We start from the raw sequence: 15,019 nt of genomic DNA, 5'->3' as shown, positions 1-15,019 counted from the left end.
ATGCTTGTAACTCACGCCGTGCGCTTGGCCTTCCTACAATCCCGGCAGTGAACCAGACAACGGGAGGCAGCCATGACGGATAGCAGCTACACCACCAGTTTCACGGTCGACCAGACGCCGGCCCAGGCTTTCGCCGCCATCAATGATGTACGCGGCTGGTGGTCGGAAGAGATCGAGGGCCGGACAGCGCGGGTCGGGGAGAAGTTCAAATATCACTTCCAAGACCTCCATCGCTGCGAGATCCAGCTGCGCGAGATGATACCGAACCGCAAGGTCGTCTGGCGTGTGCTCGACAATTATTTCAGCTTCACGCAGGACAGATCCGAGTGGAAAGGGACCGACATCGTCTTCGAGATCGCCAGGAAGGGGGACCAGACCGAGGTCACCTTCACCCATCTGGGACTGGTGCCGGACTATGAATGCTACGATGCCTGCTCTGACGGCTGGCACACCTACATCAATGGCAGCTTGCGTGATCTGATCGCCACCGGCAGGGGGCAGCCCAATGTCGGTGAAGCCATCACCGAAAGCGAACAATTGCTGATGCGCTGAGCTGGGATCTGATCGACCGAGTCCGGAGCAAAGCGCTTTCTCAAAGGAATGCGCTTTGCTCCAACACGTTTTGCGGCTCTGATGGAGCCGCACGGAATCGCAAAATCGCGTCGAAACAAGATGTTAGGGTGAAAAAGCATTCAGATGTGAACGCTTTTTGTCCTAGATGCGGCCGAGAAATTCGAGCACGCGCCGGGTGAGTAGGCTGGTTGCATCCGCGTCGAAGGATGGCAGCGAGCTGTCCGCGAAATAATGCTGGTCGCCCGAATATAGGAACAGTTCTGCGTCCTCCGCCGTCTCCACGATTTCGCGCGCTGCCTGGAGGTCACCCTCGCCGACGAAGATGGGATCGCGGTCCATGCCGTGGATCTGCACCGGAACGCCACGCGGCCACGGTCCGAAGGCCCATTCGCCGCTGATCGGCAGGCAGGAATAGAAGAGCAGGGCGCCGCGTGCACCCGGGCGGGTCTGGGCAAGCCTTTGGGCCGGCACCACGCCGAAGGAGAAGCCGGCATAGACGAGGTCCGGCGGCAAGGTGTTTGCTGTGTGCTCGGCCCGCGCCCGCATGGCGTCGAAGCCGGTCTCGTTGATATGAGCGAGGCCTTCCTCGATGCTGGCGAAGATACGCCCGTCAAACAGGTCCGGCGTGTGGACGAGATGACCACCGGTCCGTAACGCCTCGGCAAACGCCTGCACGCCCGAGGTGAGCCCCTGAGCATGATGAAACAGCAAAATCTCAGCCATCATGGATCTCCGGCTGTCAGCGATACCGGCACCTCATACCAGCTTGCATAATGTTTGAGCTGTGTATGCAAACTGGCCCCTGGATTCCCTTCCCCTCGCTGCCACTCACAAGCAATGCTTGTGGGGATATGGCCGGGAATGGCAGGTCAAACATTATGTAGGCTGGTATAACCACGCCGATGTTGCAAATTGAAGGTTAGGCGGAAAAACCCTGTCTCCTTGGCATTGAGTACGGCGAAACGGGGTGCCAAGCCAGCGGCAACAAGTCCAGGTGCTTTGCTTTCGTCAGTCCAATTCACAGGACTGGTGCCCGCATGGGTGGCGTTCTCGCCAGCTTCTGCAAGACTGGAGCAAAGTGCGATTTATCCGAATCGCACTTTTTCTCTGACTTGCTGTTCTGACGCATTTTCTCAGCCGAAAAGCCTGCCGACTTTTCCGGAAAATGCCTTAGGGCCTCGCATTCGCTGCCTGGAGTGTTGCTCGATGAAATTGTTCTTTTCCGACAGGCAGATGGCGCATCGCCCGACCCAATATATGATCAACGGTCGAATCGGGAGTGCCCTCGAGAACCCCGAGCGCGCGCAAACCCTGGTCGGATCTCTCACGGCGCTCGGATTGACTCTCGAGGAGCCGAGGGATGCGGGCCGGGCGCCGATCGAGGCCGTCCATGCTGGCCATTACATCGACTTTCTGGAGACGGCCTATCGCCGCTTCCAGGAACTGCCCAATGCCGGCCCCGAGGTGCTGCCGGCAGTCAGCCCCTATCAGGGCGCGGATGCCGCCTTCCGCCCGCGTCCCGCCCCGCGCCCAAAGGGCATTCTCGGGCAGACGGGCTGGTACATCAACGGCCTGTCCAACGCGATGACGGAGCATAGCTTCGCCTCCGCCTATCTCTCTGCCCAGAGTGCCGTGGCGGCTGCCGACGATCTCATCGCCGGTGCCTTCGACAGCTTCGCCCTCTGCCGTCCCCCGGGGCATCATGCCTATGTCGATCGCGCCGCCGGCTTCTGCTTCTTCAACAATGCTGCCGTCGTCGCGGAGCGGCTACGCACGCGCTTTCAGCGTGTGGCCGTCATCGACTTCGATACCCACCATGGCGATGGTACGCAGGCGATCTTCTACAGCCGCGGCGATGTCTTCTTCGGTTCCACCCATACGGATCCGTCGAGCTATTATCCCCATTACACCGGCTATGCCGACGAGAAGGGCGAGGGGCCTGGCGAGGGCGCCAACCTCAATTTGCCCTTGGCCGAGGGTAGCGGCGATGAAGCGTTCATCGAGGCCAACCGGGCGCTGGCCGCTGCCGTGGCAGCTTTCGGGGCTGAGGCGCTGGTGATATCAGCCGGCTGGGACGCGCATCGCGAGGATCCGCTCTCCAAGCTCGCGGTGACCACGGTCGCCTATGAGGCGATCGGCTCTGTCTGGGGTGCTCTGCCCCTTCCCATCGTGATCGTGCAGGAGGGCGGCTATTCGCTCAGCGCCGTGTCCGAAGCCGCGCCGCGCTTCGTCTCGGCCTTCCGCGCATCACGGCCGCCGCGCTGAACCATCGTAATAAGCGAGTGACGCCATGACACAGACCGTGACTGCCGAGAGCCAGCAAACGCCTGAACGGCAGCCCATCCGTGCCGCGCTCGGCGCCTTCGTCGGCACCATGATCGAGTGGTATGATTTCTACGTCTACGGCACGGCGGCTGCCCTGGTGTTCGGAGACGTCTTCTTCAAGTCAGAAGACCGCTACATGGGCATCATCGCCTCGCTCGGCACCTTCGCCATCGGCTTCGTGGCTCGCCCGGTCGGGGCCTTGCTGTTCGGGCATTTCGGCGACAAGGTCGGGCGCAAGAACTCGCTGATCATCACATTGTTGCTGATGGGCGGAGCAACCGTGCTGATCGGTCTTCTGCCCGGTTATGATTCGATAGGCATCAGTGCCGCGATCCTGCTCATCCTTTTGCGTCTCATCCAGGGTGTTGCCGTCGGCGGCGAATGGGGCGGGGCGGTGTTGATCGCCGCCGAGCACGCGCCGCCGAAATGGAAGACCTTTCTTGCTTCGGCCCCGCAATATGGCAGTCCGATCGGCCTGATGCTGGCGGCGCTCGCCTTTCGAACGGTCTCGGATCTGCCGCGGGAAGATTTTCTCAACTGGGGCTGGCGCATTCCCTTCCTGGCCAGCGCGGTGCTGATCATCGTGGCCTTCGTCATCCGCGCCGGCATCAAGGAAAGCCCGGAACTGGTCAAGCGGCTACAGGAAGCACCGCAGGACGATATCGTGCCAGCCAAGGAGATCTTCCGCACGCGGCGTTACACACTCCTGCTCGGCATGGGCCTGTGCCTGCTCGGCGTTGCCGGCTTCTACTTTCTGACCACGCTGATGACGACCTTCGCCACCGAGTCGCTCGGCATCTCCAGATCCGACATTCTCAACGTGATTTTCTGGGTTGGCGTGCTCGAACTGGTCGCCTTTCCGTTCGGTTCCTGGATCGCCACCCGGTTCAACGAGCGCATCCTGCTGGTGGCGATGTCGGCGGCCGCGTTTGTCTTCGCCATCCCCATGATGATGCTGATCGTGACCGGCGATCTCGGCAATATCCGTATCGGCATCCTGGGCGGCACCTTCTTCGTCGCCGCCCATTATGCCGTGATGGCGCCCTTCCTGACGCGCGCCTTTCCGGTGCATCTGCGCTACACCGGCATTTCCTTGAGCTCGTCGCTGAGCGGAGCCATCTTCAGCGGCCTCACGCCCGTGGTCGGGGTCTGGCTGGTGAAAACCTATGGCGTGCAATGGCTGCCGCTGTCGCTGCTCTTCATGGTGATCGCCGGGCTAACCTTGCTGTCGAGCCTCTTCCTGCCCATCGAAGAGGAGCAGGTCCGATCCTGAGGCCATGAATGGGAGGCGGATCTCAAGATCCGCCTCCCATTCATGCGGCCTTGGTGATGGCGTCGATCACGTCGTCCACGGCGGTCTCGACACTCACGCGGTCGTCGCCTTCGGCCATGACGCGAATGACCGGCTCGGTGCCGGAGGGACGGATGACCAGGCGGCCGCCATCCCCGAGCTGCTTGCGCGCGCCCTCGATCGCCTTGGCGACCGTGGGATCATCCAGCACCTTGCCGCCACGCGTGCGCACATTCTTGAGGATCTGCGGCAGCGGATCGAAGCGATGGCAGACCTCGCTGACAGGGCGATCTGCCTTCTTGAGCACCGCCAGCACTTGCAGGGCGGCGACCAGACCATCGCCGGTGGTAGCGAAATCCGACAGGATGATGTGACCCGACTGCTCGCCACCGACATTGTAGCCCCGCGCCCGCATGCGCTCGAGCACGTAGCGATCGCCCACCGCGGTGCGTTCGAGTTGCAGGCCAAGCCCGCCGAGATAGCGTTCCAGGCCGAGATTGGACATCACCGTGGCGACGATGCCGGGCTGGGTGAGCCTGCCCTCTTCCTTCCAATCCGCGGCGACCACCGCCATCAATTGGTCACCGTCGATGACATGACCCTTCTCGTCGACGATCGCAACCCGATCGGCGTCGCCGTCGAGGGCAATGCCGATATCGGCCCGCAACTCGCGGACCTTGTGCGAGAGCGCTTCGGGGGCGGTGGAGCCGACATCCTTGTTGATGTTGTAGCCATCCGGCTCCACGCCGATCGGAATGACGTCGGCCCCGAGTTCCCAAAGTGCCTCGGGCGCGACCTTGTAGGCGGCGCCATTGGCGCAGTCGACCACCACCCTGAGGCCATCGAGCCGGAGCTGGCGCGGCAAGGTGCGCTTGGCGAATTCGATGTAGCGGGCGCGCACGTCGTCGATGCGCCGGGCGCGGCCGAGATCGCGCGAACCGGCCAGCCGCGACGACAGGTCAGTGTCGATCAAGGCCTCGATGGCGCGCTCGGTCTCGTCCGACAGCTTGAAGCCGTCGGGGCCGAACAGCTTGATGCCGTTGTCGTCATAGGGATTGTGCGAGGCCGAGATCATCACGCCGATGTCGCAACGCAGTGAATTGGTGAGCATCGCCACGGCGGGCGTCGGCATCGGGCCCAGCAGCATCACGTCGATGCCGACAGCCGTGAAACCGGCCACCAGGGCGTTCTCGATCATATAGCCCGACAGTCGGGTATCCTTGCCGATCACCACACGGTGGCGATGTTCGCCGCGCTGGAAGGCAAGGCCGGCCGCCATGCCGACCTTCATCGCCAGTTCCGGCGTAATGACACTGTTGGCCCGGCCGCGAATGCCATCGGTGCCAAAATATTTGCGACTCATGCGACAACCCCAAAACTTTCTGGGGTGATTATGCCTGAATCTTCGGGCAATTTGCTTCAAAAAATGTGTTCAACCGTAACAGCCGGCTGCCTTTTCAGCGCCGCCATTCATAGTCGAAGGTCGGCAGGCCGGAGCCAGGATTGACGCCGCTGCCGCAGCGTTCGAATGCCTCGCGCTCATAGAAGCGGATCGCCCTTTCGTTGAAGGCGTTGACGGTGAGGCGCAGGACGGAGCGGGCCTTCTGCTTGGCAAACAGCATCAGCAGATGGGCTATGCCGCTGCCATGCTCGGCCGGCGGCAGCGCGATCTGTTCCAGCAGCAGGGCATCGTCCTCCTGCGGCGCCAGAACCAGCATGCCGACGATCGTGTCGTCGTCGGCGTCCTCGTCGCGCATGGCCACGAAAATTTCCGCTTCCAGTGCTCGCCAATGGCGCCACTGCCCCGGCCAGCGCGCCTCGTAGTCGAAGGCCGGATAGGTCGCCTGCCAGGCCCCGCACCACAGGGACCTCAGCGCCGGCTCGTCGGCAGCCTCCGCCGGCCGGAGGGTGACCGCGGCGATGCTCATCGCTCGGTCAGCTTCAGCTCGATGCGGCGGTTCTTCTTGCGCGCCTCGTCGGTGCCAGCCGTGTCGATCGGCTGGAATTCGGCAAAACCTGCCGCGACCAGGCGCTGTGCCGGGATACCCTTGGACATCAGATACTGCACCACGGAGATAGCGCGGCTGGATGACAACTCCCAATTGCTCGGAAATTGCGGCGAGTTGATCGGCCGGTCGTCGGTATGGCCGTCGACGCGCAGCACCCAGGGAATATCGTTGGGGATCTTGTCCTGCAGGTCGAGGAGGGCGGCGGCCAGCTTGTCCATCTCGGCTTTGCCCTCGGGCTGGAGGGTGGCCTGGCCGGCCTGGAAAAACACTTCCGACTGGAAGACGAAGCGGTCACCGACGATGCGCACGTCAGGACGATTGCCGAGCACTTCGCGCAGGCGGCCGAAGAAGTCGGAACGGAAGCGCGAAAGTTCCTGCACCCGCTGGGCCAGGGCCGCATTCAGGCGCGAGCCGAGATCGGCAATCTTGGTCTGGCTCTCTCGGTCCTTGGATTCGGAGGCATCGAGGGCCTGTTCCAGCGCGGCGATCTGGCGGCGCAGGGCGGATATCTGCTGGTTGAGCAGTTCGACCTGTGCCATCGCCTGGTCGGAAATGCGCTTCTGGCTGTCGAGTTCACCCTGGATCTGCGCGACTTGGCCACCCTGGGCGCTGGCGGCTGCGGCGTCTTTCTGAGCGTCGTCGAGCAGGCCCTGCAACCGCGCCTTATCGGTATTGGCCTTGTCGAGACCGCTGGTGAGCACCGAAAGCTGTTCCTGGGCGCTCCGCCCGTTGGTGCGCTCCAGGGCGAGCAGTTGCGACAATTCCGCGATCTGGGCATTGAGCCGGTTGAGTGCTTCGTCCTTGCCGGTGACTTCCTGGGACAGGAAGAACTGGCCGAGCACGAAGATCGACAGGATCATGATGATGGACAGGAGCAGGGTCGACAGGGCGTCGACGAAACCCGGCCAGTAATTAATGCCCTCGCTGCGGCGGCGGCTGCGTCCAAGGGGCATTATTCTGCCTCCGGCATCAGTTCTTCTCGCGCTCTTGCATCAGGCGCTCGAGCACGCTCTTGATGTCGCGCTGCTGCTCGGCCTGGCTTTCGACCCAGTCGCGGATCATCTGCTGCTCGGAGCGCATGTGCTGCACCAGGCCCTGGATGCCCTCGGCGAGCTGGGCCATGGCGGCGGTGGCGTTGCGGCCAGAGCCGGCTTCGCGCGAGCCGTCCGCCATGCGCTCGATCGCCGACTTGATCGCCGCCATCTCGCCGTCGGAGCCGCCGCGGGCCAGGCCCTCGGCCTCGATGTCGGTCACGGTGGCGGCGAGCCAGTCTTCGAGCTCGGTGTAGAAGCGGTTCTGGGCCTGGCCGGCCTGCAGGTCGAGGAAACCGAGGATGAGCGAACCGGCAAGACCGAACAGCGAGGACGAGAACGAAACACCCATGCCCTTGAGCGGGGCGGCAAGGCCGCTTTTCAGGCTCTCGAACACGGTGCTGGCGTCGCCGCCGCCGACCGACATGGAATTGATGACATTGCCGACCGAGCCCACCGTCTCGATCAGGCCCCAGAACGTGCCGAGCAGGCCGAGGAAGACCAGGAGGCCGGTGAGATAGCGTGAAACCTCGCGCTGCTCGTCGAGGCGCATGCCGATCGATTCGAGAATGGAGCGCAGGGTCGAGAGCGAGATCGAGCGCCGGCCGACCTTGTCGCCGAGCAATGTGGCCATGGGCGCCAGCATCACCGGCTGGTCGCGAAGCTCGAGGCCGGGATCGCGCAGGCGATAGGCATTGACCCAGCGCACTTCCGGCAGCAGGCGGATCACCTGGCGGAAGCCGAAGACGATGCCGAGCAGCAGCGTGAAGATGATCAGGCCGTTGAGGCCGGGATTGGCCATGAAGGCGATATAGAGCTGGCGATAGAGCACGGCGGTGACGCAGGCTGCCAGCACCAGGAAGATCAACATGCGGATGAAGAAAATCCGGGGGGAAGACAGCTTGTAGGGATCTAGGTCTCTGGCCATCGCACCACGCCGTTGCAGCAATCTATACGCGAACCCTCGAAGGGAGGGCTCTCCTTTTCGACCAGAGCTTAGCTCAAAGCAAGGCCGGAACGCACGCCCTCAATGGTCGGCGAGGCGGTTCAGGCCGCTACCGTCTGGCTGCCATAGGCGAACACGGTCTGCGGCCGCGCACCACGGATGAAGCCGCCACCGAGGACTCGGGCCTGGCCATCGGCATGGTCATAGAACACGGCCGCCTGCCCCGGCGAAACGCCATCTTCAGCCTCGGTGAGTTCGATTGTTGGACCTTCCGGGCCGAAATGCAGCAAAGCCGGCTTGGGTGCGCGGGTCGAGCGCACGCGCACTGCGATCTCCAGACCCTCGGCAGGCAGGGCATCGAGAGCGCCGTCGCCGATCCAATTGACGTCGCGCAGGGCGACCTGCCGGGTCGCCAGCGCTTCGCGCGGGCCGACGATCACACGCGCCGCCTCGGCATCGAGGCGGATGACATGCAACGGCTCGCCGGTGGCAATGCCTAGCCCCTTGCGCTGGCCGATGGTGTAGTGAATGACACCCTGGTGCTGGCCGAGCACCCGGCCGTCGAGATGCACGATCTCGCCGGGGACGGCGGCGCCTGGCTTGAGCTTCTCGATCACCTGGGCGTAACGGCCTGATGGTACGAAGCAGATGTCCTGACTGTCGGGCTTGGCGGCGACCGACAGGCCGAAACGCTCGGCGGCCTGGCGGGTTTCCGGCTTGGTCATGTCGCCAAGTGGGAAGCGCAGGATGTCGAGCTGCTCCTTGGTGGTGGCGAACATGAAATAGCTTTGGTCGCGCTCGGCATCGCGCGGGCGGAACAGGCCGCGCCCGCCGGGCACGGCGCGACTCGCGACGTAATGACCGGTGGCGAGCACGTCAGCGCCGAGGTCACGCGCGGTGCCGAGCAGGTCACGGAACTTGACGCGCTGGTTGCATTCGACACAGGGGATCGGTGTTTCACCAGCCACATAGGAATCGGCGAAACGGTCGATCACCGCTTCCTTGAAGCGGCTTTCATAGTCGAGCACGTAATGAGGAATGCCGATACGGTCGGCGACTTCGCGCGCGTCGTGAATGTCCTGGCCGGCGCAGCAGGCGCCCTTGCGGTGAACGGCGGCACCATGGTCGTAGAGCTGAAGCGTCACTCCGATCACGTCATAGCCCTGCTCCTTGAGAAGAGCGGCACAAACGGACGAGTCGACGCCGCCCGACATGGCAACAACGACACGGGTATCCTGCGGCCGGCGCGGCAGGTCGAGTGAGTTCAACATGGCATCCTTCCGTCCATCAGAGGGTCAAGGTCTCTGCGACGGCGCTCCTTTACGCGATTTCGGCCGCGAGGGGAACGCCGATGTTCGAACGGAAGTCGCAGCACGGGGCATCGTCAACGTTAACTCCTATATTACCTTGCGTAATACAGCTGCGATGTTGGCGTCATTAACCATGTTTGTTAAGTATATCCATTATGGATTGCTCAATAAAAAACCCAGTGTTGCATTTATGTCATAGGATTTCATGTAAAGGCGGTGCTATCAGGCGTTCGAGCGTAACAAGTTCCAAGTGCTGGGGTATTAAAATGCAAATTCTTAGGAGTGCTCTGCTTGCGGGCGTCGTCGTTCTTGCGCCGGCAGCGGCATTCGCCGCCGACCTAGCGCCGCCGCCCGTCGAGCCCGTCGCGCCGGAAATCGTGCCGTCCTTCACCTGGACCGGATTCTATGCCGGTCTGAACGCTGGCTATGGCCGCGGCAATCTCGACACGGATCTGAAGGCGGTGCCGACCACGGGCGCCAATAACCTGCCCGCTGCGCTCGGTTTCGGCTTGAACGGCGGCCTCGCCCGCGTCAAGGATACCGCCAATGGCTTCGTCGGCGGTGGCCAGATCGGCTACAACTACCAGTTCGATCCGCATTGGGTTGTTGGCGCCGAAGCCGACCTGCAATATGCAGGTCTCGATTCCAAGAAGACCTTCATCGGCGACCAGAACATTCCCGTCAGCGTGAAGACGCAACTGGACTGGTTTGGCACTGCCCGCCTGCGCGCCGGCTACGCCTTCGACAACGTGCTGATCTATGGCACTGGCGGTCTGGCCTATGGCCGCGTGAAGTCGACGGTGAGCGCGGGTACCTCGGTTCTGTCCGGATCGGAGACCAAATTCGGCTGGGCCCTGGGCGCCGGTGCCGAATATGCCTTGACGCAGAATTGGACGGTGCGAGCCGAATATCTCTATGTCGATCTCGGCAAAGCCGAGACGATCAAGCAGGCCGTCAGCGACATTGCCCAGGTCACCGCCAAGGCTGATGTCTCCGTACATACGGTGCGCGCCGGCGTGAACTACAAGTTCTGATCGCAATTTCGCTGCCGTTCCAATTCCCAGGGCTCCGCATGGCGGAGCCCTTTGCTTTGGTCGGCCAGTCTTGCGTCTACCCGCCTGTCGTTCTAGTCAGGGTTCCTTTCCTGGAGACCTCGAACCATGCCGGCTACGCCTGACGATCTTTTCGCTTTCCTCGACAAGCTCGGAATCGCCGTGACGACGATCGAGCATCCGCCTCTGTTCACGGTGGAGGATTCGAAGGCGCTGCGGGGCCAGATTGCCGGTGGGCACACCAAGAACCTGTTCCTGAAGGACCGCAAGGGCAGGCTGTTCCTGGTGGTTCTGGAAGAAGATGCCAGCGTCGATCTCAAGCGCATCCACGAAATCATCGGCGCCCAAGGCAAGGTGTCCTTCGGTTCGGCCGATTTGCTGACGCAGATCTGGGGTGTCTTGCCTGGCGCGGTCACGCCCTTCGGCGCCATCAACGATACCGAAGGGCAGGTTGTTGTCGTGCTCGACCAGGGGCTGCTCGAGAACGACAAGCTCAACCATCATCCGCTGGTCAATACGCAGACCACCACGATCACCCGCGAAGACCTCATTGCCTTTCTACGGGCGACGGGCCACGAGCCCAAAATCCTTGCGGTATCGCAGCCTCAGCAGGCTGACGCCTGAGACCAGGCGCGGTTCCGGCAAAGCGCGCGCCCTGGCTCTAAAGTTCCCGATATTAGGAGCAAGTCTCGGAGATGCAGACGCATCCGAGACCCGAACATCTGTCGATATCAGACACCAAATCAAAGATTAGGTGAAAATCGAGAAGGAGAACCAGAAGCCATTTTCAATGCCTCCTGGTATCTGGCTTTATGCGGGGGGCACCGGTCAGGAAGCCTGTCGGATCGCTGACGGGCCCGATCTCGCTCAGTCGAGGCAGCCGCGGAAAATATCATATTTCATGCATTTGCGGCGAGGCGCATAGGCGGTTGGGGCAGCCGTGGCGCCGCCAGCATAACGCTGCGCCGGCTGCTGCACACCGGCTACGCCGGTCGATGGTGCGGCCCTGGGGCCGACCTGGCAGCGAATGCCTTCCGTCGCCAAGGCGCCGGCAACATCGGCGTCATAGCACAGCATCTGGGTGGCGGCCCTGCGATAGCCCATGGATTGCAGCGTGCGGGCAAAAAGGCGGATGTTGCAGCCCTGGTCGAGCTTCGTGGTACCGAAGCTGAAGCCGAAGCCGGCGCCCGAACCGCCAAGGCTGACACTGCCGAGGCAGGCCTCGATGCCTGCTGCCGCAAGGCCGGGGGCAAACGCCGCGGGAGCCTGGCGCCGATCGCGATTATTCAAAGTGGCGCCGCCGACATTGCCGGTGATGTTGCCGTTGCCGTTGCCGTTACCCGATCCGTCGCCTGAATTATTGCCGTTGCCTGTCCCGTTCTGTGCCTGCGCCAGCGAAGCGGCGGCAAGGAAGATGGCGACGGCGAAGAAATAGACAATACTCTTTGTAAGCGATTTCATATGCGTTCCCCCAAGCACAAACACTTTCACAAACTTTCGGCAAGTCTATGAGGTGTGTTGGAGGCTACGCTACAAATGGGATTCTCGCAATGAATACAATATTTTTTCGCTAAGGAACCTGACGGGGAGTAATGCCGCAGCGCTGAAGTTCTTCCATCATGCGCTTGTAGTCCCATCTATACATTGTGTCGTTATGGTTTTCGTTGTTATCGCTGGTGAAGCAGTTTCCGTTGCCATTGCCAGAATTAAAATTGCCGTTGTTGTTTCCCTGGTTGAAGTTTCCATTAAAGTTGCCGGTATTGCCATTACCGTTGTTGTTTCCTTGGCCAACATTGTATTGAACCAAGATAACATCATCTTTCCGTAGTATCTCGATTTGCGGCGTCCCTTGATGCAGCGCCGAAATGTGGCAGCGGGAAAGCGCCGGAACCTGCAGGGAAGGCGAGGATTGCCAGCAGCCGATATCGAGGTCTGCGATCATGATTGCATTCCTTTGATCAGGAACAGCGTGGTTCAGTATAAAGCATAAAGGCCGGATCGACCCTTGGTGATCGATCCGGCCGAAGCTGCCTCGACAGCTTCCTATGGCCGCCCGTTCCCGTTGCCGTTGAACGAGCCGATATTGCCGTTGCCGTTGAACATGCCACCATTGTAGTTGCCGTTCGCGGCGCCGATGTTGTTGTTGCCGCTGGTGGAGCTGGTGTTTCCACGGCCGTTGAAGGCGCCGATATTGCCGGTCCCGCCATTGCCGTAACCGATGTTGCCATGGGCGTCCGGCGGGCCGTTGCCGTTGGCGTTGCCGTTCAGTGTGCCGGAATTGGCATTGCCGTTCAAATTGCCGCTGCCAAGGCCGTAATTGCCATTGCCGTTGCCATTGCCGTTGGCCAGGCCGCTATTGGCGTTGCCATTGGCGTTGCCGTTGAAGCCGCCCCAATTGCCATTTCCGTTGCCGTTCCCGTTGGCGATGCCGGTATTGGCGTTACCATTGGCGTTGCCGTTACCGATGCCGACATTGCCGTTTCCGTTGCCATTGCCATTGCCGGAGCTGAAGGCATGAGCGGCGGAGATCGAGGTGCAGGCCAGTGCGGCGCACAGCGCCGCATGGAGCAGGGTCATTCTCATGGTTCTACCTTTCCTGGACTGGGTTCGGGAAAGGCAGAGCTTTCCCATTATCGTGTTCCGATCCCTTGACGGGGGCGAGGGCAGATGCACATGCGGCATGCTTCGCTCTGGAGACCCTCCGCGCCGCGAAATCGATGCTTGGTGATTTGCCGGATGATCGTGCGCCCTCACGGGTGCTCGGTGTGCCTCCCAATCAGGAGGAGGCGCGCCTAGTGGCTTTCATCTCAGCGCGAGGTGCAGCCATTGTTGAACATGTAGCAACCATATCGCTCGGCCAAGGCCCTTGCAGGGGGGGACGTCGTCGCCGTGACCGATACGCCACCGGGTGTCGGGCCGCCGGGCCCGCCAATGCCGTAATTGCCATTGCCGTTCATGTTGCCGTTACCGGTCCCGGTGTTGAAATTGCCATTGTAGTTGCCGTTCAACATGCCGGTATTGCCGTTGCCGTTCAGATTGCCGTTGGCGGTCCCGGTATTGCCGTTGCCGTTATAGTTGCCATTGTCGGTGCCGGTATTGCCATTGCCGTTCATATTGCCATTGCCGGTTCCGGTGTTTCCGTTGCCGTTCATGTTGCCATTGCCGGTGCCGGTATTGCCGTTGCCGTTCATATTGCCGTTGCCGGTTCCGGAGTTGTTATTGCCGTTTCCGTTGCCGTTGTTGGTACCGGAATTGCCGTTTCCGTTTCCGTTTCCGTTTCCGGTTCCGGTGTTGCCGTTGCCATTGCCGTTGCCATTGCCGGTTCCCGCATAGGCGCTGAGGACCGGGGTGCAAACCAGTGCCGCACTCAGCAGCAGCCGCGTGAGGAGGGTGCGCATAATACTGTCCTTTCTTGCGACTCGAAAAACAGCCTGACCCGAAGGCGGAGAGGCGTGTTCGATGATCGGGCGGTGCGGTCAGTCGCTGCCGCGGCCCGTCCATGATGCAATGTGACTAGGCCTGCACGCTCGGGGCTGTTCGTTCCGTCAGGTCGAGCTACCTGGAGCTCGGCCAAAAGGCCTGGATGCAGGATCCTCTTCCGTCGGCCGTCCGTGGAACGCTACGCCGGAGCAGGGAGGGAAGCGAAATGCCGCATCCAGATTTCAGAATTCCAGGAGCGAATGCTGAACGCCAGGGGAAGTGGGAGCCGACTGGTGGCCGGGAGGAAGGCCAGGCCAGCTCCCTGAGAGCAGGCAAGACTTACTGGTTGCCGTTGCCGTTGCCGTTGCCGCTGAGGGCACCCCAGTTGTGGTTGCCGTTCAGGTTGCCGTTGCCGATGCCATAGTTGGCATTGCCGTTCACGTTGCCGTTGCCGAAGCCGAAGTTGTGGTTGCCGTTGGCATTGCCGTTGCCGAGGCCGGTGTTGCCGTTGCCATTCACGTTGCCGTTGCCGATGCCGGCGTTGCCGTTGCCGTTGCCGTTTCCGTTGACAGCGCCGCTATTCCCGTTGCCGTTCAGGTTGCCGTTGAGGGCGCCCCAATTGCCGTTTCCGTTGCCGTTGCCGTTGAAGGCGCCGGTATTGGCGTTGCCGTTGCCGTTGCCGTTGCCGAAGCCGACATTGCCGTTGCCGTTGCCGTTGCCACTGCCGACGCTGAAGGCCATCGCGGCGCTGGAGACGCTCAGGATCAGGGCGGATGCGATGAGAAGCGATTTCATAATTGTCTCTCCACTCGGTCTGTCTTGTGAGGTGCTTAAGGCTGTAATCAGCAGAAGCGTGTGCTTTAAGCCCGCGGTGATTACAGTTTTAATCTTATTGTTTTTTCAGTGTAGGGAAACTTGTCTATTGGAATTAGTACAAAGGGGTATTAATTCAATGGCGATATACTAAAAATTGATTTGGGAACGACAAATATTGCCGCGTGACGACGCTGATGCGTGCCATGCAGCTCAAAGGCCCCGGATTGTTCAAGAGGGAAGATATTC

General features: G+C 61.5%; 16 protein-coding genes. 5 read left to right on the top strand and 11 right to left on the bottom strand.

From position 1 onward, the window contains the following. Positions 1 to 72 precede the first annotated feature (72 nt). A complete protein-coding gene (locus AB4037_RS10855) occupies positions 73 to 552 on the top strand; it encodes an SRPBCC family protein (protein ID WP_434959851.1) in 480 nt (159 codons plus the stop codon). A 162-nt stretch (positions 553 to 714) separates the two neighbouring features. Here the strand turns inward: AB4037_RS10855 and AB4037_RS10850 are convergent, their stop codons facing one another. Next, positions 715 to 1,296, bottom strand: coding sequence for a dienelactone hydrolase family protein (locus AB4037_RS10850; protein ID WP_441771527.1), 582 nt, complete (start codon positions 1,294 to 1,296; stop codon positions 715 to 717). A gap of 483 nt (positions 1,297 to 1,779) precedes the next feature. Here AB4037_RS10850 and AB4037_RS10845 point away from each other — a divergent pair, with 483 nt between their 5' ends. Both AB4037_RS10845 and AB4037_RS10840 read left to right on the top strand, forming a co-directional pair. Beyond that, the gene (locus AB4037_RS10845) at positions 1,780 to 2,838 is read left to right on the top strand and encodes a histone deacetylase family protein (RefSeq protein ID WP_441771526.1); all 1,059 of its coding nucleotides are present in this window, start codon (positions 1,780 to 1,782) and stop codon (positions 2,836 to 2,838) included. Positions 2,839 to 2,863: 25 nt separating this feature from the next. Continuing rightward, the gene (locus AB4037_RS10840) at positions 2,864 to 4,171 is read left to right on the top strand and encodes an MFS transporter (RefSeq protein WP_441771525.1); all 1,308 of its coding nucleotides are present in this window, start codon (positions 2,864 to 2,866) and stop codon (positions 4,169 to 4,171) included. A 40-nt stretch (positions 4,172 to 4,211) separates the two neighbouring features. Here AB4037_RS10840 and glmM read toward each other — a convergent pair whose 3' ends face one another. The 5 genes from glmM to mnmA form a co-directional block, all read right to left on the bottom strand. Beyond that, a complete protein-coding gene (glmM, locus tag AB4037_RS10835) occupies positions 4,212 to 5,552 on the bottom strand; it encodes a phosphoglucosamine mutase (protein WP_434959848.1) in 1,341 nt (446 codons plus the stop codon). 94 nt (positions 5,553 to 5,646) lie between these two features. Continuing rightward, positions 5,647 to 6,117, bottom strand: coding sequence for a GNAT family N-acetyltransferase (locus tag AB4037_RS10830; RefSeq protein ID WP_434959847.1), 471 nt, complete (start codon positions 6,115 to 6,117; stop codon positions 5,647 to 5,649). Further along, positions 6,114 to 7,151: a peptidoglycan -binding protein gene (locus tag AB4037_RS10825; protein WP_441771524.1), complete on the bottom strand. Its 1,038-nt coding sequence runs from the start codon at positions 7,149 to 7,151 to the stop codon at positions 6,114 to 6,116. The genes AB4037_RS10830 and AB4037_RS10825 overlap by 4 nt, the downstream gene beginning before the upstream one ends. 16 nt (positions 7,152 to 7,167) lie before the next feature. Beyond that, positions 7,168 to 8,157 carry a flagellar motor protein MotA gene (locus AB4037_RS10820; RefSeq protein ID WP_105863874.1) on the bottom strand — a complete coding sequence of 330 codons (990 nt, stop codon included), beginning with the start codon at positions 8,155 to 8,157 and terminating at the stop codon, positions 7,168 to 7,170. 119 nt (positions 8,158 to 8,276) lie between these two features. After that, positions 8,277 to 9,446, bottom strand: coding sequence for a tRNA 2-thiouridine(34) synthase MnmA (gene mnmA, locus AB4037_RS10815; protein WP_434959845.1), 1,170 nt, complete (start codon positions 9,444 to 9,446; stop codon positions 8,277 to 8,279). A 305-nt stretch (positions 9,447 to 9,751) separates the two neighbouring features. Between mnmA and AB4037_RS10810 the strand changes: the two genes are divergently transcribed. Continuing rightward, positions 9,752 to 10,519: an outer membrane protein gene (locus AB4037_RS10810; RefSeq protein ID WP_441771523.1), complete on the top strand. Its 768-nt coding sequence runs from the start codon at positions 9,752 to 9,754 to the stop codon at positions 10,517 to 10,519. A gap of 126 nt (positions 10,520 to 10,645) precedes the next feature. Next, positions 10,646 to 11,161 carry a prolyl-tRNA synthetase associated domain-containing protein gene (locus AB4037_RS10805; RefSeq protein WP_441771522.1) on the top strand — a complete coding sequence of 172 codons (516 nt, stop codon included), beginning with the start codon at positions 10,646 to 10,648 and terminating at the stop codon, positions 11,159 to 11,161. 243 nt (positions 11,162 to 11,404) lie between these two features. Here the strand turns inward: AB4037_RS10805 and AB4037_RS10800 are convergent, their stop codons facing one another. The 5 genes from AB4037_RS10800 to AB4037_RS10780 form a co-directional block, all read right to left on the bottom strand. Next, positions 11,405 to 11,998 carry a hypothetical protein gene (locus AB4037_RS10800; RefSeq protein ID WP_441771521.1) on the bottom strand — a complete coding sequence of 198 codons (594 nt, stop codon included), beginning with the start codon at positions 11,996 to 11,998 and terminating at the stop codon, positions 11,405 to 11,407. Between the two features lie 109 nt (positions 11,999 to 12,107). Next, complete coding sequence (locus tag AB4037_RS10795; protein ID WP_441771520.1) at positions 12,108 to 12,479, bottom strand: hypothetical protein; 372 nt, start codon at positions 12,477 to 12,479, stop codon at positions 12,108 to 12,110. A gap of 101 nt (positions 12,480 to 12,580) precedes the next feature. Continuing rightward, entirely contained in the window at positions 12,581 to 13,120 is a 540-nt protein-coding gene (locus AB4037_RS10790) for a hypothetical protein (RefSeq protein ID WP_434959839.1), read from the bottom strand. A gap of 224 nt (positions 13,121 to 13,344) precedes the next feature. Then, positions 13,345 to 13,935 carry a hypothetical protein gene (locus tag AB4037_RS10785; RefSeq protein ID WP_441771519.1) on the bottom strand — a complete coding sequence of 197 codons (591 nt, stop codon included), beginning with the start codon at positions 13,933 to 13,935 and terminating at the stop codon, positions 13,345 to 13,347. Between the two features lie 361 nt (positions 13,936 to 14,296). Then, positions 14,297 to 14,752 carry a hypothetical protein gene (locus AB4037_RS10780; RefSeq protein ID WP_434959837.1) on the bottom strand — a complete coding sequence of 152 codons (456 nt, stop codon included), beginning with the start codon at positions 14,750 to 14,752 and terminating at the stop codon, positions 14,297 to 14,299. Between the last annotated feature and the right edge of the window lie 267 nt (positions 14,753 to 15,019).

Origin of the sequence: Labrys sp. KB_33_2, from assembly GCF_052114505.1 — a bacterium.
GTDB lineage: Bacteria > Pseudomonadota > Alphaproteobacteria > Rhizobiales > Labraceae > Labrys.
Note: the sequence above shows the minus strand (reverse complement) of the source record. Positions and strands in the feature narration are given on the sequence as shown.

What these genes read in the sequence shown, in the direction of transcription:
- AB4037_RS10790 (WP_434959839.1), bottom strand. Translation starts at nt 13,120, where the DNA reads ATGAGAATGACCCTGCTCCATGCGGCGCTGTGCGCCGCACTGGCCTGC.
- AB4037_RS10840 (WP_441771525.1), top strand. Translation starts at nt 2,864, where the DNA reads ATGACACAGACCGTGACTGCCGAGAGCCAGCAAACGCCTGAACGGCAG.
- glmM (WP_434959848.1), bottom strand. Translation starts at nt 5,552, where the DNA reads ATGAGTCGCAAATATTTTGGCACCGATGGCATTCGCGGCCGGGCCAAC.
- AB4037_RS10820 (WP_105863874.1), bottom strand. Translation starts at nt 8,157, where the DNA reads ATGGCCAGAGACCTAGATCCCTACAAGCTGTCTTCCCCCCGGATTTTC.
- AB4037_RS10785 (WP_441771519.1), bottom strand. Translation starts at nt 13,935, where the DNA reads ATGCGCACCCTCCTCACGCGGCTGCTGCTGAGTGCGGCACTGGTTTGC.
- AB4037_RS10780 (WP_434959837.1), bottom strand. Translation starts at nt 14,752, where the DNA reads ATGAAATCGCTTCTCATCGCATCCGCCCTGATCCTGAGCGTCTCCAGC.
- AB4037_RS10795 (WP_441771520.1), bottom strand. Translation starts at nt 12,479, where the DNA reads ATGATCGCAGACCTCGATATCGGCTGCTGGCAATCCTCGCCTTCCCTG.
- AB4037_RS10805 (WP_441771522.1), top strand. Translation starts at nt 10,646, where the DNA reads ATGCCGGCTACGCCTGACGATCTTTTCGCTTTCCTCGACAAGCTCGGA.
- AB4037_RS10855 (WP_434959851.1), top strand. Translation starts at nt 73, where the DNA reads ATGACGGATAGCAGCTACACCACCAGTTTCACGGTCGACCAGACGCCG.
- AB4037_RS10830 (WP_434959847.1), bottom strand. Translation starts at nt 6,117, where the DNA reads ATGAGCATCGCCGCGGTCACCCTCCGGCCGGCGGAGGCTGCCGACGAG.
- mnmA (WP_434959845.1), bottom strand. Translation starts at nt 9,446, where the DNA reads ATGTTGAACTCACTCGACCTGCCGCGCCGGCCGCAGGATACCCGTGTC.
- AB4037_RS10850 (WP_441771527.1), bottom strand. Translation starts at nt 1,296, where the DNA reads ATGGCTGAGATTTTGCTGTTTCATCATGCTCAGGGGCTCACCTCGGGC.
- AB4037_RS10825 (WP_441771524.1), bottom strand. Translation starts at nt 7,151, where the DNA reads ATGCCCCTTGGACGCAGCCGCCGCCGCAGCGAGGGCATTAATTACTGG.
- AB4037_RS10845 (WP_441771526.1), top strand. Translation starts at nt 1,780, where the DNA reads ATGAAATTGTTCTTTTCCGACAGGCAGATGGCGCATCGCCCGACCCAA.
- AB4037_RS10800 (WP_441771521.1), bottom strand. Translation starts at nt 11,998, where the DNA reads ATGAAATCGCTTACAAAGAGTATTGTCTATTTCTTCGCCGTCGCCATC.
- AB4037_RS10810 (WP_441771523.1), top strand. Translation starts at nt 9,752, where the DNA reads ATGCAAATTCTTAGGAGTGCTCTGCTTGCGGGCGTCGTCGTTCTTGCG.